Genomic DNA, 24,863 nt, shown 5'->3' with positions numbered 1-24,863 from the left:
GAAAACGTTTGACGAGGTTCCCTCCCGGCAGAAGACTTCATCCCACTGCGGTCTCGCCCGAGCCTCCGCAGGCGCCCCGCAGCGACGCGGCGCGCAACTCGATGAGGAGAATCACATGAACAGCAGAAGGCTCCCCCTCGCTGCAGCAGTCTCGGTGCTCGCCGTCGGAGCGCTCGCGCTCTCGGGCTGCACCGGCGACACGTCCGGCGGCGCTGACGGCGGCACCACGATGACGCTCTGGCACAACTCGACGACCGGCCCCGGAGTGGAGTTCTGGGAGAAGACGGTCGCCGACTTCGAAGCCGAGAACGACGGCGTCACGATCGAGATCCAGTCGGTCCAGAACGAAGACCTCGACGGCAAGCTGCAGACCGCGCTCAACTCGGGCGACGCCCCCGACATCTTCCTGCAGCGCGGCGGCGGAAAGATGGCGGCAATGGTCAAGGCCGGCCAGCTCAAGGACCTCACCGACGCGATCGAGGGCGGCGCGAAGGACGAGATCCCGGATGCCGCATACTCGGCCAACAGCCTCGACGGCAAGATCTACGCCATGCCCGTGGCCGTGCTGCCCGGCGGGCTCTTCTACAGTCAGGACCTCTTCGACGAGGCCGGCATCACCGAGAACCCGGCGACTCTCGACGAACTCGAGACGGCGAACGAGGCGCTGAGGAGTGCGGGCATCGATCCGATCGCGCTCGGGGCGAAGGATGCCTGGCCCGCCGCGCACTGGTACTACTGGTTCGCGCTCCGCGAGTGCAGCTCCGACACTCTGGCCAGCGCGGCCGACGAGATGGACTTCACAGACGAGTGCTGGATCCGCGCGGGAGAAGACCTCGAGGCGTTCGCCGCGACCGAGCCCTTCAACGCCGGATTCCTGACGACCACCGCCCAGCAGGGCGCCGGCAGCTCGGCAGGGCTCATCGCCAACCACAAGGCTGCCATGGAGCTGATGGGCGCCTGGAACCCGGGCGTCATCGGCTCGCTGACCCCCGATCAGCAGCCCCTGGCCGACCTCAGCTGGTTCCCCTTCCCCGAGATCGAGGGCGGCGACGGCGAGCCGGGCTCGATGATGGGCGGCGTCGACGGCTACTCGTGCTCGGTCGACGCACCCGACGCGTGCGTGGACTTCTTGAACTACCTCGGCACCTCCGCCGTGCAGACCGAGTACTACAAGGCGTTCAACGCTCCCCCGGTGAACACCGTCGCGCAGGAGGCTGTCACCGAGCCCTACCTGCAGGACATCCTGGCCGCCTACAACGAGGCGCCGTACGCGACGCAGTGGCTCGACACCGTCTACGGCCAGAACGTCGGCAACGCGCTGAACGTCGCCGTGGTCGACCTGCTCGCGGGCAACAGCTCAGCGGAAGACCTCGTGGGGGCTGTGCAGGATGCCGCAGCGAAAGCATGACACGCGTGCCCGGCTGGAAGTGATCCTTCTGGCCGGGCCCGCCCTGCTCGTCTTCCTCGCCTTCGTCATCTTCCCGGTGCTGATGGCGGCGTACTACGGCTTCTTCAGCTGGCAGGGCTACGGACCGCCCACCGACTTCGTCGGGCTGAAGAACTACCTGACGATCCTCCAGGACCCGCTGTTCCATGACGCGCTCGCGCACAACGGCTTCATCCTGGTCTTCTCCCTCGTGCTGCAGGGACCGATCGCGATCCTGCTGGCGCTGCTGCTCAACCGCAGGATGCGCGGGCAGTCCCTGATCCGGGTGCTGATCTTCGTCCCGTATGTGATCTCCGAGGTCGTCGTGGGCACCGGCTGGAGCCTCATGCTCCAGACCAACGGCGCCCTCAACGCGATGCTGACCAACATGGGCCTGGGGTTCCTCGCGACCGACTGGCTATCGGACCCCGGCATCGCCATCTGGACGCTGATGGCGATCATCACCTGGAAGTACATCGGCTTCGCCGTCATCCTCTTCCTCGCAGGGCTCCAGGGAATCCCCGAGGAGCTGCACGAGGCGGCGGCGATCGACGGAGCCTCGTACTGGCAGATCCAGTGGCGCATCACGCTGCCGCTGCTCGCGCCGACGCTGCGCATCTGGGCGTTCCTGTCGATCATCGGCTCTCTGCAGCTGTTCGATCTCGTGTACATCATCTGGGGTCAGTACATCGCTTCGACGGCGGGCACCTCGACCATGGCGACCTACATGGTCTCGGAGGGTCGCAACGCCGGCAACTACGGCTACGGCAACGCGGTCGCCGTCGTGCTCTTCCTCATCTCGCTCGTGGTCGCGCTGATCTATCAGCGGGCCGTGCTGCGCAAAGACACCGACGGAGCGCTGACCGGCCCGACGTCGCGCAAGACGTCGCGACGGTCGACGGATGCCGCACCCGTCGCACCCGAACTCGAGAAGGAGCTCGTCCGATGACCGCCACCTCGGTGCTCGTCACCCAACGCCCCTCGCGTCTCGGACGCCCGGGGCGAAACGCCAAGCCCCGGCTGCCCTGGGCCAACCCCGCGGTGTACTTCGTCGCGCTGATCGCCGTCGGGCTGATGCTCGCTCCGATCGCGTACATCATCACGGGCGGATTCCGCACGAATGCGCAGATCACGACCGATCCGGCCGGATTCCCCGCGCCCTGGGTCGCGTCGAACTACCTCGACGTGCTCACCGGCGGGGTGTTCTGGCGACTCGTGGGCAACTCGACGATCGTGGCCCTCGCGACGACCGTCGGCACCGTCACCCTGGGCCTGATGGCTGCGTATGTGCTCGCCCGCTACCGGTTCGCCGGTCGCGGGGTGCTCTACGCGTTCTTCGCCGCGGGGCTGATGTTCCCGCTCACCGTCGCGATCACGCCGTTGTACATCGTGGTGCGCAACCTCGGACTCATGAACTCGCTGGGCGGAGTGATCCTGCCGCAGATCGCGTTCGCACTGCCGACGACGATCATCATCCTCGTGCCGTTCCTGCGCGCCATCCCCGACGAGATCCAGGAGGCCGCGTTCATCGACGGATGCAGCCGCCTCGGGTTCTTCTGGCGGATGGTTCTGCCGCTCTCGCTGCCCGGAGTCATCACCACCGGCATCCTGGCGTTCATCGGCAGTTGGAACGGCTACCTGCTGCCGCTGTTCATCCTCAACGACCAGGCGACGTTCACCCTGCCGCTCGGGGTGCAGTCGTTCGCCTCGCAGTACTCGGTGGACACGGCGAAGGTCCTCGCCTTCACCTCGCTGTCGATGATCCCCGCGCTGATCTTCTTCAGCCTGTTCGAACGGCGCATCGTCGGAGGGCTCACCGGTGCGGTCAAGGGCTGACGCGGTCGCCGTCGTGACGCCCCGCGCCGACGAGAACGAGAAAGAGAACACGATGTCGCAGTCCGCTGCCTCCCCACACCTCTCCCCCGCGTCCGATCGCTGCTCGAGCGAATGACCCTCGAGGAGAAGCAGGCGCAACTCGTCGGCTTCTGGGTCGATCAGGGTGCCGAGGTCGTCGCTCCGATGTCGGGAGAGAAGAAGAGTTCGACGCGCTACGAAGAGGCATCCGCGCACGGCATCGGCCACCTCACCCGGGTGTACGGCACTCGGCCGGTCGATCCGGTCGAGCGCGCAGCGTGGCTCTGGGGTGAGCAGCGCCGGCTGCAGCGCGAGACCCGTCTCGGCATCCCTGCGATCGTGCACGAGGAGTGCCTGACCGGCCTCGCGGCGTGGAAAGCGGCGACCTTCCCGACTCCGCTCGCGTGGGGCGCCGCGTTCGATCCCGACCTGGTCGAGGAGATGGGGCGGGCCATCGGATCGTCGATGCGCACGCTCGGCATCCACCAGGGTCTCGCTCCGGTGCTCGACGTCATCCGCGATCCGCGATGGGGCCGCGTCGACGAGTGCATCGCCGAGGACCCGCTGGTCGTCGGCCGGATCGGCACCGCCTACGTGCGCGGGCTGCAATCCGAGGGCGTGCACGCGACTTTGAAGCACTTCGTCGGGTACTCCGCTTCGCGGGCGGGCCGCAACCACGCCCCTGTGAGCATCGGGCAGCGGGAGATCGAAGACGTGCTCCTGCCGCCGTTCGAGATGGCGATCCGCGAAGGCGGAGCCCGCAGCGTGATGAACTCGTACACCGACATCGACGGCGTGCCCCTCGCTGCTGATCGCCGGTATCTCACCGGCATCCTGCGCGATCGCTGGGGTTTCGACGGGGTCGTGGTCTCGGACTACTTCTCGGTCGACTTCCTGCAGAGCATGCACCGTGCGGCGGCCGACTCCGCCGACGCCGCTCGCCTCGCGATCACCGCGGGGATCGACGTGGAGCTGCCATCGCCCGACGCCTACCGAACGCTCGCCGAGCAGGTGCGCGACGGGCGGCTCGCGGCGGAGGTCCTCGACCGCGCCGTCGGCCGGGTGCTCGCCCAGAAAGAGGAACTCGGTCTGCTGGATGCCGACTTCGACGCGCCACCCACATCGATCGACCTCGACCCGGCCGAGCACCGTGCCCTCGCGCGTCGGCTCGCCGAGGAGTCGATCGTGCTGCTGAGCAACGACGGTGCACTGCCGCTCGACTCGGCTGCGGCATCGCGGATCGCCGTGATCGGCCCGAACGCCGACAGCTCGGAGGCGCTGATGGGCTGCTACTCGTTCGTCAACCACGTGCTCGCGCATCACCCCGGAACCCCTGCGGGGGTCGAGCTGCCGACCGTCGTCGACGCTCTGCGCGTGGAGTTCCCGCATGCGGAGATCACGACCGCGACCGGGTGCGATGTCGAGGGCGTCGACCGCTCGGGCTTCCCCGCTGCCGTCGACGCGGCGACCGGCGCCGACGTCGCGATCGTCGTCGTGGGCGATCGCGCCGGGCTCTTCGGACGCGGCACGGTCGGCGAAGGCAACGACGTCGACGACCTCGAGCTGCCGGGTGTGCAGCGCGATCTCGTCGAGGCGGTCGTCGCGACCGGCACTCCGGTGATCCTGATCGCGATGACCGGACGACCCTATGTGCTCGACTGGGCGCTGCCTCCTCGCACCGGAGCTGTCGGCACGATGACCGGGCTCGGGGCCGTGGGCGCCTCGGCTGCGTCCGACACGGAGACCGCCGGCATTCCGGCCGCGGTGCTGCAGACGTTCTTCCCCGGCGAGGAGGGTGCTCCCGCTCTCGTCTCGCTGCTGAGCGGTCGAGTCGCCCCGTCAGGGCGACTGCCGGTGTCGCTGCCGCGTTCGGCGGGGGCGCAGCCGTACTCGTACCTGCACCCCGTGCTCGGCGGACGGACCGACGTGACGAGCCTCGACTCGACTCCGGTGCGTCCCTTCGGCTTCGGGCTCAGCTATACGACGTTCGCCCATGACGATCTCGCCGCACCCGCGACGGTCGCCGCAGGCGAGACGTTCCGGGCGACCGTGCGGGTACGCAACACCGGCACGGTCGAGGCGACCGACGTGGTGCAGCTCTACGCGAACGACGAGGTCGCGAGCGTGACCCGGCCCGTCGCCCAACTGCTCGACTTCCGTCGGATCATGCTCGCTGCGGGCGAAGAGGCGGTCGTCGAATTCGACGTGCCCCTCGACCGCCTCGCCTTCACGGGCCTCGACGGAGTCAAGTGGGTCGAGCCGGGCAGCATCCGCCTGTGGGTCGGCGGAGCCTGCGACGAGGAGGAGACGGTGGCGCGGCTCGAGATCGTGTGAGATCGCTACGGCGCCGAGTCGATCACCGTCTGCCGATCACCCTCGACGAGCAACGCCTGATCGTCTCGCAACGGAAGCAGCCGGTGGGTCGCTCCGTACGCCTTGATCGTCTCGGCGATCAGCGACGGCGGATACGGCGCCAGCAGTCCGTCGGCGTGCGGGATCACCGTGCGATCGATCAGCCCCAGCCCCGACGGATCGGTCAGCGCGGGCCCGTCTGCCGGGTCATCCATCAGAGACGCCGGAGTGATGTCCGGCCCAGCGATGATCGACCCCGCGCTCAGGCCGATGTACGGCAATCCGTCGCGGACCCGCTGTGCGAGCACGACGTCGCTCCCGGTGGTCCGCAGCGCCTCGAGAAGCGCGAAGGTGCTGCCGCCCGCGACGTAGACCGCATCGATCGCCGACAGCGTCGCCGCGAAGTCGGCTGCCGAGACATCGCGCACTGTGATGTCGACGAGCTCGTGACCGAGCCCCACGATCGAGCGGCGCTCCGCGAGCACCCAGGGCGCGTCGGCATACGCGACCTGGGCATCGCCGACATACCCGACGCGCAGCGATGAGCCGTTCCTCACACCGTCGAGGAACGGCTGCATCGCGCCGGGACCGAGGGACAGGAGAAGGAGCTTCATGCGCCCCATCGTACGGACGCCCGCCGACATCGAGCAGCGCTCACCCCTTGACCGCTGCGATGAACGCGGCGACGTGCTCCTGCAGCTTGATTATGCGCAGCTCACGGGCGAGTTCGCGGTCGTAGCCCTCATAGGCGAGCGGCGGGAGGATGCGGACGTTCTTCGAGCATCCGAACTCGGCACAGACCAGAGTGCCGACCGTGTCGCCCTTGCGTCCGGCCGGACCCGCCTTGCGGGCGACGTACAGCTGCACGTCGTTCCGAAGCGTCACGTCTTCGCACCACGAGCACTGGGCCCTGGCGGTGACTCGCTGCTCGGCGCGCTGCAGGATGACGCCGGTGGCGACGTCATCGACCCAGGTGACCACGTATGAGCGACGCGGGAGCTTGGGGTCGACCCAGCCGAGGTAGTCGAGCGTCGAGAAGTCGAGGTCGGCGAAGCCGGGCGGCAGCGACAGGTCGGAGACCTCTTTGCGGGAGGCGTTGAGGAAGGAGGCGCGCAGGGTGCGCTCGTCGATGGGACGCATGGGAAAGCTGCTTTCGTGACGGCCGCCAGAGGTGACGGCAGGCGGAGAAGAGGGCATCCGATCGGATGCGGGGATACGACGGAGCACCGGCGACGGGATGTTCCGTCTCCGGCCGATCGTCAGCCTCTGTCCGTGGCGCTGGACGCGCCCACGGCTCCATTCCGCGCTCGATCCGTCATGCGGAGAGCGCTTCTCGACAACAGCATCCCGAGAGTCTACGCCCGTTTGTTTCACCGCGTGTCGGTGCGGGTTCCTTCTCCGACGGACGCGATCTACTGTTGCCGGAACGTCCGCTCACGTCCGCGAACGTCCACTCATGAAGGAGATACCGTGTCCACGCCGCTGAACCACTTTTCGCCCCTCTCGGTGCGTGAGCGTTCGGCGTGCATGTGCCGGCACGGCTTCGCCTGCTCGTCGTTCGAGGCCGGTCACGCGCTCCACCTGATCCAGGCGCGCATCGCCTCGGCGACACCGGCCGAATGGGTCGACGCCATCGTCGAGCACGCCGATGGCACCACGGGTGACCTGGTCGTGCGCACGCTCGACGGCACCGTGCACGCTCTGTGGAACGGCGCGAGCTGCGCCCTCGAGGCCCCCGCGGGAACGCCGATCGCGTTGCACGTGCGCTACGGCGTGCTGGCCGTCGGGCGCACGCAGTTCAACGTCGCGCTGGTCTGAACGCGTTTCGTCTCGGGCGGCTTCGCCGTCCTCGCTCAACGACCGGAGGGATCCTCAGGGGAAGCTCGTCAGGCCGCCGCCATCATCATGTCCTTGACAGCCATGCAGGCATCCATGCAGTCCTTGCAGGCCTGAGCGCACATCCGGCAGACCTCGCTGTGGGCGGCGTGCTCCATGCACTCGTCCATGCACATCTGGCACATGGCGATGCACGCGTCGAGCATCGCCATCATGGTGGCGGGAGTCGTGCCCTGCATCCGCAGCATCGACCGCATCATCGTGTTGCACATGTCGGCGCAGTTCATGCACGCCGGCGCGCAGTCCATCATCTGCGTCGAACAGATCGTGCAGGCCTGCTCGCACGCCGAACACGCGTCCATGCACGCCTGCATGACAGCCATGTCCATCATCGCCATGTCGGTCGACTCCATGTTCTTCGACATGGCGCCCATCATCATCGAGTCCATCGCACACCGCTTCCGTCGTCGGCCGCAGCCGAGCTGAGAGCGGGCAGGACCACCCGCCTGCGGCCCACGCTAGTCGCCTGAGCCATCGGCGTCGACTGCGGGTTTCGCGCTTCCACGCTCGTCGATGGTTGTCAATCCCGTGGCCAGTATTCGCGGGGCGTGTGATCGTTGCAGTCCGTTGATCAGTCGAGGAAAGGACACGGACATGAGTGCCGGAGACGACATCAAGAACAATGCCGAGAAGCTGGCCGGAAAGGCCAAGGAAGGCTTCGGCAAGCTGACCGACAACGAGAAGCTCGAGGCCGAGGGCCGCGCGGATCAGACGAAGGCATCGGCCAAGCAGGCCGGCGAGAACGTCAAGGACGCAGCGCACAAGGCCGGCGAGAACGTGCGGGACGGCTTCAAGGAGTAATCCTGCAGACACGGAGAAGGGCCCGCCGAGAGGCGGGCCCCACTCCTTCGGGTTCAGCGCGTGCGGTTGCCGGAGATCGATCGGATCAGCCAGGCGATCACGGCGATCGCCAGCAGCACGAGTCCGACCCACAGCAGGAACTGCAGGGACTGCACGAGTCCGCCGGTGATCGCGAGAATGATCGCAACCACGATGATGATGATCAGAAGGATGTTCATCGGTCTTCCCTTCTACTGGGGCGCTGAGCGCCCGCCTAGGGGTCTCAACCTAGCCCGATGAAGCCGTCGCCCGGAGGGGCTTGACGCGAGGCTTCCACACGTGTGAGGAACGCGAACATGCCAGGACGCAGGAACAACTCTCTCAAGGATCCGGAGCTTTACGAGGAGCTCCGCGATGACGGGGCCTCGAAGGAGAAGGCGGCTCGCATCTCGAACGCGGCCGCCCGCGACGGCCGGAGCACCGTCGGCCGACGCGGAGGCGAGCACGGCGACTACGACGACTGGACCGTCGACGAACTCCGCGCTCGCGCGAAGGAGATCGGCCTCACCGGGTACAGCCGCACGCGCAAGGCCGACCTCATCTCCGCCCTGCGGAATCACTAGGGCCGCGGGTGGCCCGGTTCGGGATCGAGGAGGAGTTCGTCCTCCTCGACGAGAAGACGCTCGTTCCGCTGGCCATGACGCCGGAGTCCCGTGCACGCATGGTCGGCATCCGGCCTGCGGGTGAGGTGACACCGGAATACCTCACCTGTCAGCTCGAGACCGCGACCGCGCCGCTCGACACGAGGGCGGATGCCGTGCGGCAGCTGCGCGCGCTGCGCGAGATGCTCGGATCGCAGGCCGCCGAGCACGGTGCGATGGTCGCCCCGACCGGCACCCCTTTCATCGCCCCCCACAGGTTCGTCGTGTCGCGATCTCCGCACTACGACGCGGTCTCCGATCACCTGGCCGAGATCACGCGTGAGCACGAGGTCAACGGACTGCACGTGCACGTCGAGGTCACCGACGACGAGGAGCGCGTCCGCGCCGTCAACCGCGTGCGGCCCTGGCTGCCCGTGCTGCTCGCTCTCACCGGCAACGCGCCGTTCACCAAGGGCCGTCCCTCGGGGTTCGCCAGTTGGCGCAGCATCCTGATCCGCCGGCTGCCGTCGTCGTGGAGCCCGCCGCGTTTCGCCGATCTCTCCGACTACCGCTCTCGGGTGGCCGAGCTCGTCGCGATGGGGGCGATCTCCGAAGCCAGCTCGCTCTCGTGGACGATCCGCCTCTCCGAGAACTTCCCGACGGTCGAGGTGCGCGTGTGCGATGTGCAGCTGACGGTCGACGACACCCTGCTCGCCGTCGCCCTCATCCGCGCGCTGGTGCTCAGCGACGAGCTCGGCGATTCTCCCACCGTGTCGCTCGACTCGATCGACTCGTCGTTGTGGACGGCGGCACGCCAGGGCCCGGATGCACGGATCATCGATCCTCGCAGCGGTGAGGTCAGCACGGCGCAGGATGTGCTGACGGCCATGCTCGAGCGACTCGCTCCCACGCTGCGGCAGCACGGCGACGACGAGTTCGTGGCGGATGCGGTGGCCCGCATCCGCGCCGAGGGAACCGGCGCACAGCGTCAGTTGCGCGCGCACGCCGAACGGGGCGTCGACGGTCTCCGCGAGCTCTACCGCGCGGGCACGGCTCCCCTGTCGAGCTGAGCTGGGCGGGCACCGGCACTGCACCGGTACTCGCCCCGAGCCGGCAACCCGACCCTGCGGAGTCCCCGCCGCAGTACAGTCAGGCTGTGGCATCCTCTCGCTTCGCCCCCTTGCAGCGGCTCGTCATCTCGGTGGCGGTGCTCGCCTCTTTCGTCACGTTCCTCGACGGCACGGTCGTCACCGTCGCGCTGCCCGCGATCAGTCGTGAGCTCGGCGGCGGCATCACGACACAGCAGTGGGTGGTCGATGCCTACCTGATCACGCTGAGCGCCCTGATCCTGCTCGCGGGCTCACTGTCGGACGCCTACGGCAGGGTGCTCGTGATGCGTGTCGGACTGATCGCGTTCGGTGTGGCATCCGTGGCCGTGGCCGCAGCCCCCGATCCGCTGATCCTCATCATCGCGCGTGCCGCACAGGGCGCCGCGGGGGCGCTGCTGGTGCCGAGCTCGCTCGCCCTGATCACCGCGACCATGCGCGGAGACCTGCAGTCTCGGGCCATCGGCGTCTGGACGGCATTCACCACCGGAGCGCAGCTGGTCGGCCCGCTGCTCGGTGGACTCTTCGTGGACTACCTGTCGTGGCGTCTCGTCTTTCTCATCAACGTCGTGCCGATCGGCGTGACGCTCGTACTCCTCGCCCGACTGAAGCTCACGGAACGCCCGAGCGGGGTACGCGTCGACTGGCTGAGCGGAGCACTGTGCGCGATCGGCCTCGGCGCGGTCGTGTTCGCGTTGATCGAGCAGCCGAACCTGGGCTGGGGCTCCCCCGCCATCTGGCTTCCGGCGGTCGTCGGCGCCGCTCTCTTCGCCCTGTTCCTGGTGCGCCAGCAGCGCTCGCCCGCACCGCTGATGCCGCTGTCGCTCTTCCGGGTGCGCGACTTCGCCTGGGGCAACCTCGCGACGCTGTTCGTGTATGCGGCGCTCTCGCTCAACGGCTTCGTGATCGGCGTGTATCTGCAGCAGGGCGCGGGACTCAGCGCCACCGCCGCCGGTCTCGCGAGCCTGCCCGTGACCGTGCTGCTGATCCTGCTCAGCTCCCGCGCCGGTTCGTGGGCTGGACGCTTCGGCCCGCGCATCTTCATGACGGTCGGGCCTCTGGTGATGGCGGTGGGCGCACTGATGCTCCTGCTCGTCGCGGAGGAGTTCGACTACTGGTGGCAGGTGCTGCCCGCGATGATCGTGCTGGGTCTGGGCCTCGCGCTCACGGTCGCACCCCTCACCTCCGCGATCCTCGGGGCGATCGACGAGTCGCGCTCGGGCATCGCCTCCGCCGTGAACAACGCCGTCTCGAGGGTCGCCGGCCTGCTCGTCGTCGCGATGCTGTCGACCATCATCGGCGGCACCCTCGACCTCGGCGGGTTCCACAACGCCGCCTGGGTGACGGCTGCCCTGTTCGCCGTCGGGGGCGTCGTGTCATGGATCGGCATCCGCCGGAACCCCGCGGAACAGGCGCCTGACGAGGTCGCGGACGCACCGCGTTGACGGTGTCGACGCTCGGGCGCAGACTGAAAGCACCGTCTCCCCGAGCATCCGGAGGTACCTCGTGAGCACGACAGAGAATCCCACGACGCAGGTTCCCACTCCCCTGCCGTCGGTCGTCGACGCCGACACGTGGCGGCGCGAGCTCGATGCGCTGCGCGTGCGCGAGAAGGCGGCCACTCGCGAACTCGACGCGATCGCCGCCCAACGACGACGCCTGCCGATGGTCGAGCTGCCGGACTACACGCTGGTGGGCGATGAGGGACCGGTGGCGCTCTCCGAGATCTTCGACGGGCACCCGCAGCTGATCGTCTACAACCACATGTGGGCCGACGGCACCGAGTGGCAGTGCCCCGGATGCACCGGGTTCACCTCGCAGTTCACCCGGCTCGACGTGCTCGAACGGTATTACGACGCCCGCTTCGTGATCGTGACGAACGGGCCGATCGACGAGGCGCTGTCCTACCGCGAGCGCGTCGGCAACCGCATGGCCTGGTACTCGAGCGCCGACAGCTCTTTCGGGTCGGACATGGATGCGGGACCGAACGAAGGCTTCGGCGTCAACGTCTTCCTGCGCGACGGTGACACCGTGTACCGCACCTGGCACACGAACGGGCGCGGCACCGAGCGCCTGAGCCACCTGCAGGGTCTCGTCGACCTGCTCCCGTACGGACGCCAGGAGCAGTGGGAGGACTCGCCGGAAGGCTGGCCGCAGCACGGGACCTATGACCGGGGCATGGGGTCGAAGGAGATCGCCGAGCTGTACGGAACGCTGCAGGGAGCGGGCTCCTGAGGGGCGCACCCGCCGGTGCGCTCGCCGTGCTGATCGCGGGTGTGATGGTCCTCACCGGATGCGCGACGGATGCCGCCTCGAGCACCGCGCTGGATCTTCCGCCCGCCGGTGCGACTCCTGATTACCAACTCGGCGGCGCGTACGACCCCGCCGACGGCGTCGGCATCGTCGGCCGCGATCGGTCGGATCCACCGGCCGACGGGATCTATTCGATCTGCTACGTGAACGGGTTCCAGACCCAGCCGGGCGAACTCGACGACTGGGATGCGGGGTTGCTGCTGCAGCGCGACGGCGAGACGGTCTTCGACCCCGACTGGCCCGACGAAGCATTGCTCGACACCTCGACCGCCGAGCGGCGCGACGCTATCGCGGCCCGCGTCGGGCCGTGGATCGAGGGGTGCGCGGATGCCGGTTTCGATGCGGTGGAGTTCGACAACCTCGACTCGTACACACGATCGCACGGAGCTCTCACCCTCGACGACAACCTCGCTCTCGCCACTCTGCTCGTCGACATCGCGCATGACGCGGGACTCGCGGCGGGGCAGAAGAACGCCGCCGAGGATGCGACGCAGCTGCGCGACCGCGCCGGTTTCGACTTCGCGGTGGTCGAGGAGTGCGCGGCCTATGAGGAGTGCGGTTCGTTCACCGAGGTCTATGGCGATCACGTGGTCGACATCGAATACACCGACGAGCTGCCGCGATCCTTCGAGGAGATGTGCGCCGACGACGAATCCCCGGCCTCGATGGTGTTGCGCGATCGCGATCTGCTGACGCCCGACAGCGACGGGCACGTGTTCGAGACCTGCCGGTGACTCCGGCATCTCGTCGATGACCGCCGCAGCCCTCAGACGAACATGACTCGTCGTCGTGGTGGGTCGGTGTAGGTGCGGCCGAGAGGGCTGGTCCAGGTGATGGTGCCGTCGGGTTGTTGGTGCGCTGTCCACCGGTGGCGGTCATCGACGTCGGGGTGTTTGAGCGAGTGGTGTCGCCGGCAGAGGTGGCTGACGTTGTCGGTGCGGGTTCTGCCGCCGCGGGCGTGGTCGTGGGTGTGGTCGATGTCGCAGCGGTGGGTGGGCATGCGGCATCCGGGGAATCGGCAGTGCTGGTCGCGGGCGCGGAGGAAGCGTCGCATGGCCGCGGTGGGCGTGTAGGTGTCGGTCTCGATGATGAGACCGGTGGGGTCGAGGAAGAGGCGGGTCCAGCCGGTGGTGTGTCCGGCGAGGCATCGAGCGATCTCGGGGGCGAGGGGGCCGTGTCCGTCGAGTTCGGCGGGGTGGTCGTCGGCACCGGTCAGAGTGGTGGCGGCGACGGTGACCTGGATGCGGGCCGTGATGTTCTCGAGCCCGGTGCCGTTCTCGGGGCTGGGTGTGGCAGCGAGGAGGAGGTCTGCGAGGACGTCGGCGCGGATCTGATCGATCGTGCGGGTGTCTCCGGCAAGGTGTTCGATGTCGGGGCTGGTCGGGTCGGTCATCGGATCGCGCAGGCCCGCGAGCGGGTCGGTCGTGAACGTGCCCGACTCGCCCACGATGACGTGCGCATCGAAGTACGCCGCGTAGTGCGCATCGTCCGGGGAGAAGTCGTGCAGATCACGGACGTGCTCACCGTCGTCGTCCAGCGGCGACAGGTGGGTTTCTCGTTCGTCGCGGGTGCGGACGATCTCGCGTGCCATCTGGGTGAGCCGGTCGAGGATCCCCTCGGCGACCCATTCCGGCAGCACCGCGGTGAGCAGAGACAGCCCGTCCCCGACCGAACGCACCTGCACGCAGCGTTCCTCGACGGCCTTGCGCTGACGAGCCACCAGAGTCACACCCGCGAGCGTCGCCGCCACCTGCCGCGCATGAGCCCTCGTGCGCGCAGCGGTCTCCCGCTCGGCGAACACGAGCACCGCCGCCTCGTAGAGGGCCATCGTCTCAGGCGCCACGTCTCCGGCGTCGATCGCCTCGCTGACGATCATGCTCGCCCGCACGATCTCCCGCACGTGCCCGACACTGATCGTCCCGGCGGCGAACGCCGCCCTCACCCCGGGCAGAGTGCGGAACAGGGTGCGCGCGTCGGTGAACGCGTACTCGACCGACCCCGTGCTCACGCGACCCGCCGCGGCGTATTCGGCGATCATCGACCGGTCGATCGCGTCACGGTGGAAGGCGTGCTCGGTCACATCGCTCTCGCGGACAGCGATCCGCTGGATGAGCAGCTCGCTCGCCTCGGCCTCGAGCGCCGCGATCCGCCGCCGGACCTCGGTCCAGTCATCGAGCAGGCGACACCGCTCCTCGAGATCGAGGTCGAGATCGGTGCGGTGAGCCATACCCCCAGATTAGAACAAAGATACGAACAATGGCAGGGTCACCCCGCGAAGATACCGGCATCCCCAGATGCTCGACCAAGAAGCCGATCGACGCCGATGACGGCGACCGACCGCACGCGTCTCGCTAGGCTGACCTCGTGACCATCAGGGGGGACCGGACCGGCGGCGTGCGCGCGATCGCCTCGCGCTGGGCGCGGTCCGTCTCCGATCTGCCGCGCTGGATCTGGGTGGCAGCCGCGGCGGTCGCCGCACTGCTCATCGTGGTGATCGCGACCGGCGGACTCGCGCAGGCGTTGACAGAACCGCGCAGCGTCGACGCGGGCGACGAGGTGCGCACGGGCCAGCTGAGCGTCACCGTGCTCGATGCCGAGTTCACGCGCGAGGTCGAATCCGAGTACCTCGACGCGGAAGACGGCGAGGTGCTGCTGGTCATGACCCTCGCGATGGAGAACCTGACGGACCACCCGATCGGCGTCGGCACGACGGCCGATCGCATCGACACGAATCTCGTGAATCACGACGAGCCGCTGCTCGGCCTAGTCGGCGTCGAGCCCACCGACAACGCCGATGTCTGGCGTGCCGACGGATCGGCCGGTCAGGTCTACCTGCAGCCCGGGGTGCCGGACGAGGTCATGATCGCCTGGCCGGTGCCAGAAGACGCGGTGACCGGCGACGCGGTCGCTCTCGATGTGCATGAGGCCGCGATCAGCACGGGCGCCGTGCTCCTCTCGTCCCGTGTCGTGACCTGGCGCGCGGCCGACATCGCCGCGCGCATCGTCATCCCCGTGAGCGGGACGTCGTGAGACGCGCGCTGCCGTGGCTCGTCGGTGCCGCGCTCGTGCTGAGTGCCGGGCTGATGACGGCCGTGACGCCGAGCGACGAAGACGTGGTCGGGCCGATCACCGTGCACGGGCATGCCGGCGAGACCGTCGCGTCGCGGACGATCGTCGCGACCGTGACGGACGCGACCTTCGCCGATGAGGTGGTCGAATCCGCATGGAGCGCTGAGGGCAACTGGCTCGTCATCACGCTCGACGCCTCGGCGGCGACGACGGAGGTCGACGCGGCGATCCAGCTCGCGACCCTCGCCGTCGACGACCGTGTGTTCCAGGCGAGCGAACGTCCGTCGACGTCGCTGCGCGGCACCGCGCTGCGCGTCGGCACCGAGATCACGGGCACGCTGTCCTTCGAGCTGCCGACAGAGCTCGACAGCGGCACCGCCGAGCTGCGGCTCTCCTCGGGGTACTCCACCCCTGAGCTCGACGACCTGGTGGTGATCTCGATCGATCTCGATGATCTCCCCCGGGTCTCGAGCGCCGATCTCGTCGCACCGGGTTGGAGCGACGAATGAGCCGGAACGACCCGAGACGCTGGTGGCGCACCCAGCGAACCGCGCTGATCGCCCTGGCCATCGCGGCGGTCGCCGTGGTCGGCACCTACGTGTGGCTCGACGTGATTCCGAGCATCCGTCAGACGGACCGCGTGATCGAGGCTGATTCCGCCACCGATCCACGCGTCGCCATCTCGGGTCAGGAGCTCTCGCTCGGCTTCGTGGAGTGGGGGGAGTTCGATGCGCCAGAAGGGTCGCGCACGCTGAGCGTCCGCCTGACCGCCAGCGGCGGACCGGATGCCGCGTCGTGCGGCTTCGCCACCCTCATCGAGAAGTCGTCGTCGCGCACCTGGGTGAGCTCGCGGAGGGGACTCGATCTGCCCACGGGCCTCGACGCGAGCTCATGCGCCGCGGAACCCGCGTCGCATCGCATCCTGCTCATCTTCGTGCTGCCGGACGACGCTGAGGGGCCCTTCGTGCTCGACATCGAGGGCGACGACTCCGATCTCGCTCGGTTCACCGTCGTCCCCTGACAGGCTCTCGACCCCTGACAGGCTCTCGACCCCTGACGGGTCGTCGATCCCTGACGGACGTGTGTCGAGCCGGGCTTTCGGCCGCCCGATCACACCGTCGTATGCGGTCGCCACGATCGCCACCCGCAACGGCTCGGCGATCGCCGCGATGCCGACGCTCACGAGCGGGAACACCCCCGCCCAGAACCAGGTGTCGTGCCCGCCTATGAGCTGCAACGCACCACGGGTCGCGACCTGCTCGGCGAAGGCCCAGCTCGCATAGGCGAGCGCGAAGGCCCCGAAGAGCACCGGTCCGCCTCGCCAGATCACGGTGACCGCAGCCCACAGGCCCTCGAGCCTCATCACGAGTGTGCGGGCGACGCTCATCGCCGCGCCTCGCATGGCTCCCCCGGCACCGCCCGCCCAGCGGGGGAACGACGGAGTGGAGTCGAACGCGGTGCCGAAGATCACTCCGGCGACCGTGAGCCAGGCGGCAGGGATGAGAAGCGCCGCGACCACGATGCCGAAGAGCCAGGTCGCGCCCTCCCACACCGCCGCGATGGGTTCGAGGTTGATCGCGAACCAGTCCCCGAACGATTGCAGCCACCCGACCGCAGCGCGCTCCGCGAGCCACGCGAGCACGCCGTTCCACCATCGCGCCACGAGCACGAAGAGCATGAAGGTCCAGAGCACCTCGGTGTAGACCGCGAGCACCACGGTCCACCGCGGCAGCCGCGGCGCGAACCGGGTGAACAGCAGTCGGGCGATCAGCGCGATGACCAGCACCGCCACCGGCAGCACTCCGACCGCGATCAGCCCACCACGGTCGCCGAGCTGATCGGCCTGCATGCCGGTGCTCTCGAGTCCGACCGCGACGGCGATGCGGAAGAAGTCGATCAGGTCGGCATCGAGCAGACCCCACGCCGTGTAGAACGCGAAGAACGGCAGGATCGCCGCGAGAGACGCCGAGGCGAACTCGCGCGGGCCACCGGCATCCTCCCGGCGGCTGTGCGGCAGAGAGGGGCGCACCGTGAGATACATCGCGACGTATGCGAAGAGTCGCGCGGCCACGGCGAGCGGCAGCAGAAGCAGTCCGCCGAGCGAGGTGTGGCCGCCGACGAAACCCGCGAGCTCGACCAGCAGCCGGTGCAGGGCCTCACCACCGAGATACCAGGCCATGAGCGCAACACCGTGCCGCGCGAGGATGCGCCCGAAGGTGCGGAGGGCCTGGGTCATGGGTCCTACGGTATATCGGTCGCGTGCGCGAAGCCCCATGTCCGCTCGTCAACCCCCTTCGCGCGGGTGCAGGCTCGCGGGCACCATGCTGTGATCAGGATGCATCGACGAGCGATGAGGAGAGCACGATGGCGAAGAACGTCCGCACGATGAACTGCACCCCCGACGACGTGTTCCGAGTCCTGGAGAACGGCTGGCTCTACCCGGCCTGGGTCGTCGGGGCGTCGCGCATGCGCGATGTCGATGCAGCCTGGCCGCAGCCGGGATCCGAGCTGCACCACTCCGTCGGCGTGTGGCCGGCACTGCTCGATGACACGACCGTCGTCGAGGAGTGGGCGCCGCCGCACCGCATGGTGATCCGCGCGCGCGGGTGGCCGATCGGCGAGGCGCGCGTGACGCTGCGCGTGCGCTCGTACGACGGCGGCGCGATGGTGCGGATCGACGAGGAGCCGGTCACCGGACCCGCCATGCTGGTGCCCGACGTGCTCACTGCTCCCTTGCTGCGCCTGCGCAACGCCGAGACCTTGCATCGCCTCGCGTACCTCGCCGAGGGCCACGCCCGCTGACCCGCGTCTCATCCGCTCCTACGGCGCGCAGGCGAGACATCGCGCTCCCATATATTGGTCACGGGCCGCGATCGCCGCGGACGGCGGAGGAGACGGTGATGAACGACGCGGCGCGACCCGACAGCACAGCACTGTCCGGCTGGAAAGGCTTCTGGGAGAAGGGCGGCTGGTGGCGCGCTCTGGTCCTCGTCGTGGTCTACTTCGTCCTCTACAACGGACTCTCGCTGCTGCTCACGCCCATCGCATCGCAGATCGACGACCCGCAGAGCGCGACCGGCATCCTGGTGTTCTATGCGGTGCCGATCTTCGTCGGCTGCCTGCTCCTGGTCGCTTTCGCCGCCTCGGTCGGATGGCTGCCCGAGATCTTCCGCCCACAGCCGATCCGCGGTCGCGGCTGGATGTGGATCGCGATCGTCGTGGTGCTGCTCTTCAACGTGCTGCGTATGCTGTCGATCGATTACGGGGCGGCGGGGCTCGAGGTCGTCGCGACGTGGCTGCTCGCCGGGGTCTTCATCGGCTTCGCCGAAGAGGTGCTCACTCGCGGGTTCGTCGTGAACATGCTCCGCAAGTCCGGCAACCGTGAGCTGGTCGTCGCGCTGATCTCATCCGCGCTGTTCGCATTGCTGCACGCGGGCAACCTGCTGACCGGGCAGTCCGTGTTCGCGACCCTGATCCAGCTCGTCTACACGTTCGCGTTCGGCATCTGCATGTACCTCGCCATGCGCGTCACCGGCACGATCATCGCGCCGATCCTGCTTCACGCGAGCACCGACCCGAGCATCTTCCTGCTGGTGGCCTACCCCGCAGAGGGCCCGCTGGGTTCGATCGCGAACCTGGGCAACATCCCGGTGATCGTCGTCGGCTTCATCGCCCTCTTCTTCATCCGCGGGCGGGTCACGCCGCCGACGGGTGCAGCACGACCTTGATGCAGCCGTCCTCCTTGCGCTGGAAGGTCTCGTAGAGCGCGGGGGCGTCGGCGAGCGGAGCATCGTGCGTGGTCAGGTCCATGACGCCGAGCGGATCGTCGATCGCCTCGACGAGAGGCATGATCTCCGACACCCAACGCTTCACATTGCACTGCCCCATGCGCAGGCTCACCTGCTTGTCGAACATGGTCTTCATGGGCATGAGGTCGGCGTCGCCCGCGTAGACGCCGCTCAGTGACACCGTGCCACCGCGGCGAACCAGGTCGATCGAGGTGTGCAGGGCAGCCAGCCGGTCGATGCCCGCCTTGTCGAACACCTGACGGGCCAACGGATCGGGTAGCAGTCCGACGGCCTTCTGCACCAGCGAGACGCCGGGGTTGCCGTGAGCCTCCATGCCGACGGCGTCGACGACGGCATCCGCTCCCCGTCCGTCGGTGAGATCGCGCAGCTCGTCGGTGATGTCGTCGGTGAGGTCGAAGACCTGTGCGCCGTGCCGAGCCGCCATCTCGCGGCGCTCAGGCACCGGGTCGACCGCGAGCACGCGGTATCCGCGATGCGCCCCGATGCGGGCGACGAACTGGCCGACCGGTCCGAGTCCCATCACGGCGAGCGTGCCGCCATCGGGGACATTCGCATACTCGACTCCCTGCCAGGCGGTCGGGAGGATGTCACTGAGGAAGAGATAGCGCTCGTCCGGCAGGTCTGAGGCGACCTTGATGTGGTTGTGATCGGCGAGCGGCACGCGCAGATAGTCCGCCTGCCCTCCCGGCACCTGCCCGTAGAGCTTCGTGTACCCGAAGAGAGACGCACCGCTGCCGTACTCGCGCACCTGCGTCGTCTCGCACTGCGACTGGAGCCCTCGCACGCAGAAGAAGCAGTGCCCGCACGAGATGTTGAAGGGCACGACCACTCGATCGCCGACCGACAGCTGTGTGACGCCGCTGCCGACCTCGACGACCACGCCCATCGGCTCGTGGCCGAGGATGTCTCCCCTGTCGAGAAAAGGGCCGAGCAGTTCGTACAGATGCAGATCGGAACCGCAGATCGCTGACGACGTGATGCGCACGATCGCGTCGGTCGGATGCTCGATCACCGGATCCGGAACCTCTTCGACGGACACGGAGCGGGTGCCTTGCCAGGTGAGTGCCTTCATGGTGTTCCTCCTCGAGTCAGTAGTCCCAGTCGAGCGGGCCGGCAGTGAGCGGCTGGTAGCGGGTGTCCTCCGACGCCCGTTCCGGCTGGACGGTGACCACCACGCGAGTGCCGGCGCAGACGAGCACGCTGACCAGGTCGTTCCCGGCGGTGAAGTCGACGAAGGTCGGCTCCGACTTCGCCGCGATCTCGATTCGATCCATCAGATCCACGAGGTCCTGTTCGGGCGCCAGCACGTAATGGTCGTCATCGAACGCGATCCGGGTCTGCTTCTTCATCTTCTCCCCCTCTGATCGGGAGACGTTGCACCGCCTCTTCCAGAGAACGGTACGGAGCACTGCCGGAGCCATGAAGGGCCTTGCGTGTTCGCGCCCATCGTGCTCCCGACGGGAGACGGGCTCCCGGCGGGTGCGCGATATCGGCGTCGACCTCAGCCGACGTCGGCGCGCGCGACCTCGAGCGACGGATAGTCGGTGTACCCCTCGGCCGTGCGTCCGTAGAACAGCGCGGGTCGCGGCTCGTTGAGTTCCGCATCCTGACGCCAGCGCTCGACCAGGTCGGGGTTCGCGATCGCCGGACGGCCGACGGCGACGGCATCCGCCCACTCCTCGGCGACGAGAGTCTCGGCCTCGTCGCGGGTCGTGACCGACCCGAAACCGGAGTTGATGATCAGGGGCGCACCGGCGGTACGGCGGATGCGCTGCACCAGCTCGCTCGTCGGCGCGGCGCTGAGCACGTCGATGAACGCGAGACCGAGCGGCGCGAGCCCCTCGGCCACGGCGAGGTACGTGGCGAGCGCGTCGGCGTCGTCCTCTTCGAGAACGCCCTGGATGTTGTGCTGCGGCGACAGGCGGATGCCGGTGCGCTCGGCGCCCACGGCCGCGGCGACGGCCGTCGTGACCTCGATCGCGAACCGGGCGCGGTTCTCGGGCGAGGCGCCGTAGCGGTCGTCGCGGATGTTCGAGACCGGCGACAGGAACTCCTGCACGAGGTAGCCGTTCGCGCCGTGCACCTCGACCCCGTCGAGGCCGGCGGCGATCGCGTTGCGCGCGGCCTGCACGAACTGCTCGATCACCTCGGGGATCTCGTCGAGGGTGAGTGCGTGCGCGACCGGCATGGCCGCCTTGCCCTCGGGCGTGTGCGTCTCGCCCGGGGCCGCGAGCGCGCTCGGTGCGACGACGCGGGGCTGACCGGAGATCGCCGGGTGCGAGACCCGCCCGCCGTGCATCAGCTGCATGACGATCGTGCCGCCTTCTTCGTGCACGGCATCGGCGATGCGACGCCAACCCTCGATCTGCTCGGGAGTGACGATGCCCGGCTGACCGGAATACGATTTGCCCTCCGCCGCGGGCCACGTGCCCTCGGTGATGATGAGGCCGAGTCCCGCACGCTGCCGGTAGTACTCGACCATCGTCTCGGTGGGCACACCGTCGTCGTCGGCTCGCGTTCGGGTCAGCGGCGCCATGACGACGCGGGTGGACAGCGGAAGGGCGCCGAAGGCGGCGGGCTCGAAAAGACTCACAGTGAGGGGTAAGGCTCACCGCGAGCCGGGTATTCCCGGATCAGGATGCCGGGCGGTCACCGCTCGGCTGCGCGGCATCCACCGGCGCCGTGATCGCCTCGCCGCCGAGGTCGGAGAGCAGTCGCGTGAAGTGGTCGAGATCTTCGGCCGACCATCGGCGCAGCTTCTCGCCGAGGCGCGCCTCGTAGCGCGAGCGCGCGACAGCCACCCGTTCCTGCGCGAGGTCGGTGGCGACGAGCACCCTGGCTCGACGATCCTCCGGATCCCGGACGCTCTCGACGAGGCCCAGCTGCTCGAGCTGACGCACCTGGCGGCTCACGGCCGACTTGTCGGTCTGCAACCGCTCGATGATCGCACCGGCCGAGGTGGCCTTGCCCGTGGCGATCGAGGTCAGCACCTGATACCCCAGCGGTTGCAGGTCGGGGTGCACGGTGATCGCCGCCTCACGCCAGCTCACGCGGATGCGGGCGAAGAGACGGCCGAGCTCGTGCTCCACCCGGGAGACGGCCTCGTCGAGGTCGGCGCTGTCGGAGGCACTCATGCTCGCCAGCTTACGGCGAAGTCAGATCGGAACGCCGTCCGTCGAATGCATGCCGGAGTCACGGATGCAGGTCGAGTCGGGCGGATGCGACCTGCATCCGTGTTCTCAGCATGCATCTGCACGCACTGCGGATCCGTCACACCTCGGACAGCAGTCGGAAGACCTTCGACGCGGCGTGGATCTCTTCGGGGCTGAGCTCGGCGAGCACCGCCCGCAACCGCCAGCCGTGCTCCTGGCGCAGCTCGGTGAGCGCCGTCTGAGCCGCCGGAGTGGCCGTCAGCACCCGCAGCCGTCCGTCACGCTCGTCGGGCCGGGACTCGATGAGACCCAGGTCTTCGAGCATCCGCACCTGGCGGCTGATGACGGACTTGTCCATCTCGAACCGCTCGGCCAGCTCGTGGGCGTTGGCGGTGCCTGCCCGTTCGATGAAGGTCAGCAGCTTGTAGCCGCCGACCTGCAGCTCCGGGGCGATGCGGGCGGCCGACTCCTTCCAGAGCGTCCGAGTCCTCGCGAAGATGAGGTTCAGATGACTCTGGAGGTCGCCGATCGCGTCCTCGAGCTCCGGTGCCGTGACGGCCTCCGTGGCGACCATGTCAGCCCCTCGGCTCCCGGCCCTCGCGGTCGCCTTCGCGCTCGCGCTCGCGCTCCAGCACACTCACCGAACCGGTGGTCGTGGTGGTGGCGACGCCCGCTGTGCGGATGGCACCGGTCGAGAGATTCGCGCCGACCTCGGCCTCGGTGACCTCGAGCACCGAGTCCTCGGCCTGCTCGCGCAGCTGCTCGGCGGCGTTCTTGGTCGACAGCGGCTTGTTCTTGATGAACGCGATCGCGATGACGGCGATCACGGCGAGCGGGATGGCGATGATGAACGCGTCCGCGATGCCGTGGCCGTACGCGCCCTCGACGATCGCGCGGATCGTGTCGGGCAGCTGGGTGACCTTCGGGACGTCGCCCGTGGCGAGGTGCTTCAGCGCATCGATCTCTTCGGGCGTCGTCGGCGTGAAGCCGTCGAGCGAGTCGGTGATGTAGTTCGCGACGCTCGTCGAGAGCGATGCGCCCATGACCGTCACGCCGATGGTGCCGGCGATCGTGCGGAAGAAGTTGACGTTCGACGAGGCGGCGCCCAGCTGCTGCGGCGCGGTGTCGTTCTGCACGATGAGGGTGAGGTTCTGCATGACCATGCCGAGGCCTGCGCCGAGCACGAACATGTAGGTCGCGACCAGCGGGAACGGGGTGTCGTAGCGCAGCGTCGCCATCAGCGAGACGCCGATCGTGGTGAGGACGGAGCCCGTGAGCATCCAGCCCTTCCACTTGCCGAAGCGGCTGACGAGCTGGCCGATGATGATCGACGCACCCATCTGACCGATGATCATCGGGATGGTCATGAGGCCAGACTCGGTGGGTGTGGCGCCACGGGCGAGCTGGAAGTACTGCGCGAGGAACACCGAGGTCGCGAACATCGAGACGCCGATGGCGATCGAGGCGATGACCGACAGCGTGAAGGTGCGGTTGCGGAACAGCGACATCGGCACGATCGGCTCCTTGACGAAGAACTCGACAGTGATGAACGCGGCGATCGCGACACCTGCGATGACGGCGAGCATGATGCTCGTCGACGAGTCCCAGTCGAACTGGCTGCCGCCCATGGAGACCCAGATCAGCAGGGTCGAGACGCCGACGGCGAGGAGCACGATGCCGAAGTAGTCGATCGACACCTTCGTGTCGCGCTGGGGCTTGGGCAGGTGCAGGGTGAACTGCAGCAGCACGATCGCGAGGATCGCGAATGGCACGCCGACGAAGAAGTTGGAGCGCCAGCCCCAGACGTCGGTCAGGAGTCCGCCGAGCAGCGGGCCGCCGATGGTGCCGAGGGCCATGATGCCGCCGACGACACCCATGTACTTGCCGCGCTCACGCGGGGAGATGATGAGGGCGACCGCGATCATGACGAGCGACATGAGTCCGCCGACGCCGATGCCCTGGATCACGCGGACCGCGATCAGCATGTTGGTGTCGGTCGAGAAGCCCGCGATCACGGTGCCGACGGTGAAGATGATGAGCGAGAGCTGCACGAGGATCTTGCGATCGACGAGGTCTGCGAGCTTGCCCCAGATGGGGGTCGAGACGGCGGTCGCGAGCAGGCTGGCGGTGATGACCCAGGTGTACTGCGACTGGGTGCCGCCGAGGTCCGCGATGATGACGGGCATCGAGGTCGACACCACGGTGCCCGAGAGCACGGCGACGAACATGCCGACGACGAGGCCGGAGATCGCGGTGAAGACCTCGCGCGGCGACCGAGTCGCCTCAGGTGCGGAGGATGAGGGAATAGCTGTCACAGTGGTGAGACTCCTGTGTAGAAAGTTGATTGGTGTCAACTATACATCAATGGTTGATTTAGTACAACTGTCGATGCCGGTCAACTATTCCTCGCCTGCGCGCGGAGACGCGATGTCGGTGGCACGTGCGAACCTCTGCTCGTCGAGAGG

Annotated in this window: 27 protein-coding genes; 15 read left to right on the top strand and 12 right to left on the bottom strand. The window is 68.2% G+C overall.

What is annotated here, in order from left to right; all coding sequences use genetic code 11:
• Positions 1 to 115 precede the first annotated feature (115 nt).
• The 4 genes from ACZZZN_RS00945 (at position 116) to ACZZZN_RS00930 (ending at position 5,614) form a co-directional block, all read left to right on the top strand.
• Complete coding sequence (locus ACZZZN_RS00945; RefSeq protein ID WP_463503393.1) at positions 116 to 1,408, top strand: ABC transporter substrate-binding protein; 1,293 nt, start codon at positions 116 to 118, stop codon at positions 1,406 to 1,408.
• Positions 1,389 to 2,375: a carbohydrate ABC transporter permease gene (locus ACZZZN_RS00940; protein WP_463503392.1), complete on the top strand. Its 987-nt coding sequence runs from the start codon at positions 1,389 to 1,391 to the stop codon at positions 2,373 to 2,375. Before ACZZZN_RS00945 ends, ACZZZN_RS00940 begins: the two co-directional genes overlap by 20 nt.
• On the top strand, positions 2,372 to 3,262 hold the full coding sequence (locus ACZZZN_RS00935; RefSeq protein ID WP_463503391.1) for a carbohydrate ABC transporter permease: 891 nt from the start codon (positions 2,372 to 2,374) through the stop codon (positions 3,260 to 3,262). The genes ACZZZN_RS00940 and ACZZZN_RS00935 overlap by 4 nt, the downstream gene beginning before the upstream one ends.
• Before the next feature lie 111 nt (positions 3,263 to 3,373).
• On the top strand, positions 3,374 to 5,614 hold the full coding sequence (locus ACZZZN_RS00930; RefSeq protein ID WP_463503390.1) for a beta-xylosidase/alpha-l-arabinosidase: 2,241 nt from the start codon (positions 3,374 to 3,376) through the stop codon (positions 5,612 to 5,614).
• Positions 5,615 to 5,619: 5 nt separating this feature from the next.
• Here ACZZZN_RS00930 and ACZZZN_RS00925 read toward each other — a convergent pair whose 3' ends face one another.
• Both ACZZZN_RS00925 and ACZZZN_RS00920 read right to left on the bottom strand, forming a co-directional pair.
• Positions 5,620 to 6,246: a Type 1 glutamine amidotransferase-like domain-containing protein gene (locus ACZZZN_RS00925; RefSeq protein ID WP_463503389.1), complete on the bottom strand. Its 627-nt coding sequence runs from the start codon at positions 6,244 to 6,246 to the stop codon at positions 5,620 to 5,622.
• A 40-nt stretch (positions 6,247 to 6,286) separates the two neighbouring features.
• Entirely contained in the window at positions 6,287 to 6,772 is a 486-nt protein-coding gene (locus ACZZZN_RS00920) for an FBP domain-containing protein (RefSeq protein WP_463503388.1), read from the bottom strand.
• 330 nt (positions 6,773 to 7,102) lie between these two features.
• On the opposite strand from ACZZZN_RS00920, the gene ACZZZN_RS00915 reads away from it, so the two are divergent.
• On the top strand, positions 7,103 to 7,450 hold the full coding sequence (locus ACZZZN_RS00915) for a hypothetical protein (protein ID WP_463503387.1): 348 nt from the start codon (positions 7,103 to 7,105) through the stop codon (positions 7,448 to 7,450).
• A gap of 68 nt (positions 7,451 to 7,518) precedes the next feature.
• On the opposite strand, the gene ACZZZN_RS00910 is transcribed toward ACZZZN_RS00915, so the two are convergent.
• Entirely contained in the window at positions 7,519 to 7,893 is a 375-nt protein-coding gene (locus ACZZZN_RS00910) for a hypothetical protein (RefSeq protein WP_463503386.1), read from the bottom strand.
• A gap of 229 nt (positions 7,894 to 8,122) precedes the next feature.
• Here ACZZZN_RS00910 and ACZZZN_RS00905 point away from each other — a divergent pair, with 229 nt between their 5' ends.
• Positions 8,123 to 8,329 carry a CsbD family protein gene (locus ACZZZN_RS00905; protein WP_463503385.1) on the top strand — a complete coding sequence of 69 codons (207 nt, stop codon included), beginning with the start codon at positions 8,123 to 8,125 and terminating at the stop codon, positions 8,327 to 8,329.
• Between the two features lie 53 nt (positions 8,330 to 8,382).
• On the opposite strand, the gene ACZZZN_RS00900 is transcribed toward ACZZZN_RS00905, so the two are convergent.
• Positions 8,383 to 8,547 (bottom strand): hypothetical protein, encoded by a 165-nt coding sequence (locus ACZZZN_RS00900; protein WP_201471139.1) that lies wholly within the window; start codon positions 8,545 to 8,547, stop codon positions 8,383 to 8,385.
• Between the two features lie 117 nt (positions 8,548 to 8,664).
• On the opposite strand from ACZZZN_RS00900, the gene ACZZZN_RS00895 reads away from it, so the two are divergent.
• The 5 genes from ACZZZN_RS00895 to ACZZZN_RS00875 all read left to right on the top strand — a co-directional run bounded on the left by ACZZZN_RS00895 (position 8,665) and on the right by ACZZZN_RS00875 (position 13,102).
• Entirely contained in the window at positions 8,665 to 8,931 is a 267-nt protein-coding gene (locus ACZZZN_RS00895) for a DUF7218 family protein (protein ID WP_463503384.1), read from the top strand.
• Positions 8,932 to 8,939: 8 nt separating this feature from the next.
• Positions 8,940 to 10,019: a carboxylate-amine ligase gene (locus ACZZZN_RS00890; protein WP_463503383.1), complete on the top strand. Its 1,080-nt coding sequence runs from the start codon at positions 8,940 to 8,942 to the stop codon at positions 10,017 to 10,019.
• A gap of 86 nt (positions 10,020 to 10,105) precedes the next feature.
• Positions 10,106 to 11,500: an MFS transporter gene (locus ACZZZN_RS00885; protein ID WP_463503382.1), complete on the top strand. Its 1,395-nt coding sequence runs from the start codon at positions 10,106 to 10,108 to the stop codon at positions 11,498 to 11,500.
• A 61-nt stretch (positions 11,501 to 11,561) separates the two neighbouring features.
• The gene (locus tag ACZZZN_RS00880; RefSeq protein WP_463503381.1) at positions 11,562 to 12,290 is read left to right on the top strand and encodes a DUF899 domain-containing protein; all 729 of its coding nucleotides are present in this window, start codon (positions 11,562 to 11,564) and stop codon (positions 12,288 to 12,290) included.
• Between the two features lie 44 nt (positions 12,291 to 12,334).
• Positions 12,335 to 13,102, top strand: a complete 768-nt coding sequence (locus ACZZZN_RS00875) for an endo alpha-1,4 polygalactosaminidase (RefSeq protein ID WP_463506522.1) — start codon at positions 12,335 to 12,337, stop codon at positions 13,100 to 13,102.
• 32 nt (positions 13,103 to 13,134) lie between these two features.
• Here ACZZZN_RS00875 and ACZZZN_RS00870 read toward each other — a convergent pair whose 3' ends face one another.
• Positions 13,135 to 14,595 (bottom strand): HNH endonuclease signature motif containing protein, encoded by a 1,461-nt coding sequence (locus ACZZZN_RS00870; protein WP_463503380.1) that lies wholly within the window; start codon positions 14,593 to 14,595, stop codon positions 13,135 to 13,137.
• Positions 14,596 to 14,732: 137 nt separating this feature from the next.
• Here ACZZZN_RS00870 and ACZZZN_RS00865 point away from each other — a divergent pair, with 137 nt between their 5' ends.
• Complete coding sequence (locus ACZZZN_RS00865; RefSeq protein ID WP_463503379.1) at positions 14,733 to 15,398, top strand: hypothetical protein; 666 nt, start codon at positions 14,733 to 14,735, stop codon at positions 15,396 to 15,398.
• Entirely contained in the window at positions 15,395 to 15,946 is a 552-nt protein-coding gene (locus ACZZZN_RS00860; RefSeq protein ID WP_463503378.1) for a hypothetical protein, read from the top strand. The genes ACZZZN_RS00865 and ACZZZN_RS00860 overlap by 4 nt, the downstream gene beginning before the upstream one ends.
• Before the next feature lie 380 nt (positions 15,947 to 16,326).
• Here ACZZZN_RS00860 and ACZZZN_RS00855 read toward each other — a convergent pair whose 3' ends face one another.
• A complete protein-coding gene (locus ACZZZN_RS00855; RefSeq protein WP_463503377.1) occupies positions 16,327 to 17,673 on the bottom strand; it encodes a hypothetical protein in 1,347 nt (448 codons plus the stop codon).
• Positions 17,674 to 17,801: 128 nt separating this feature from the next.
• Here ACZZZN_RS00855 and ACZZZN_RS00850 point away from each other — a divergent pair, with 128 nt between their 5' ends.
• The gene (locus tag ACZZZN_RS00850; RefSeq protein ID WP_463503376.1) at positions 17,802 to 18,239 is read left to right on the top strand and encodes an SRPBCC family protein; all 438 of its coding nucleotides are present in this window, start codon (positions 17,802 to 17,804) and stop codon (positions 18,237 to 18,239) included.
• A gap of 98 nt (positions 18,240 to 18,337) precedes the next feature.
• Positions 18,338 to 19,165, top strand: a complete 828-nt coding sequence (locus tag ACZZZN_RS00845; protein ID WP_463503375.1) for a lysostaphin resistance A-like protein — start codon at positions 18,338 to 18,340, stop codon at positions 19,163 to 19,165.
• Here ACZZZN_RS00845 and ACZZZN_RS00840 read toward each other — a convergent pair.
• The 6 genes from ACZZZN_RS00840 to ACZZZN_RS00815 form a co-directional block, all read right to left on the bottom strand.
• The gene (locus ACZZZN_RS00840; protein ID WP_463503374.1) at positions 19,134 to 20,318 is read right to left on the bottom strand and encodes an alcohol dehydrogenase catalytic domain-containing protein; all 1,185 of its coding nucleotides are present in this window, start codon (positions 20,316 to 20,318) and stop codon (positions 19,134 to 19,136) included. The two genes, ACZZZN_RS00845 and ACZZZN_RS00840, sit on opposite strands and share 32 nt — an antisense overlap.
• Before the next feature lie 16 nt (positions 20,319 to 20,334).
• A complete protein-coding gene (locus ACZZZN_RS00835; protein ID WP_463503373.1) occupies positions 20,335 to 20,595 on the bottom strand; it encodes a hypothetical protein in 261 nt (86 codons plus the stop codon).
• A 152-nt stretch (positions 20,596 to 20,747) separates the two neighbouring features.
• Entirely contained in the window at positions 20,748 to 21,839 is a 1,092-nt protein-coding gene (locus ACZZZN_RS00830; protein ID WP_463503372.1) for an alkene reductase, read from the bottom strand.
• 40 nt (positions 21,840 to 21,879) lie between these two features.
• The gene (locus ACZZZN_RS00825; RefSeq protein ID WP_463503371.1) at positions 21,880 to 22,380 is read right to left on the bottom strand and encodes a MarR family winged helix-turn-helix transcriptional regulator; all 501 of its coding nucleotides are present in this window, start codon (positions 22,378 to 22,380) and stop codon (positions 21,880 to 21,882) included.
• 136 nt (positions 22,381 to 22,516) lie between these two features.
• Entirely contained in the window at positions 22,517 to 22,972 is a 456-nt protein-coding gene (locus ACZZZN_RS00820; protein WP_463503370.1) for a MarR family winged helix-turn-helix transcriptional regulator, read from the bottom strand.
• Position 22,973: 1 nt separating this feature from the next.
• Positions 22,974 to 24,626, bottom strand: a complete 1,653-nt coding sequence (locus ACZZZN_RS00815; RefSeq protein ID WP_463506521.1) for a DHA2 family efflux MFS transporter permease subunit — start codon at positions 24,624 to 24,626, stop codon at positions 22,974 to 22,976.
• Between the last annotated feature and the right edge of the window lie 237 nt (positions 24,627 to 24,863).

The organism is Microbacterium sp. AC145 (assembly GCF_979258505.1).
This window is presented reverse-complemented; position numbering and strand designations above follow the sequence as displayed.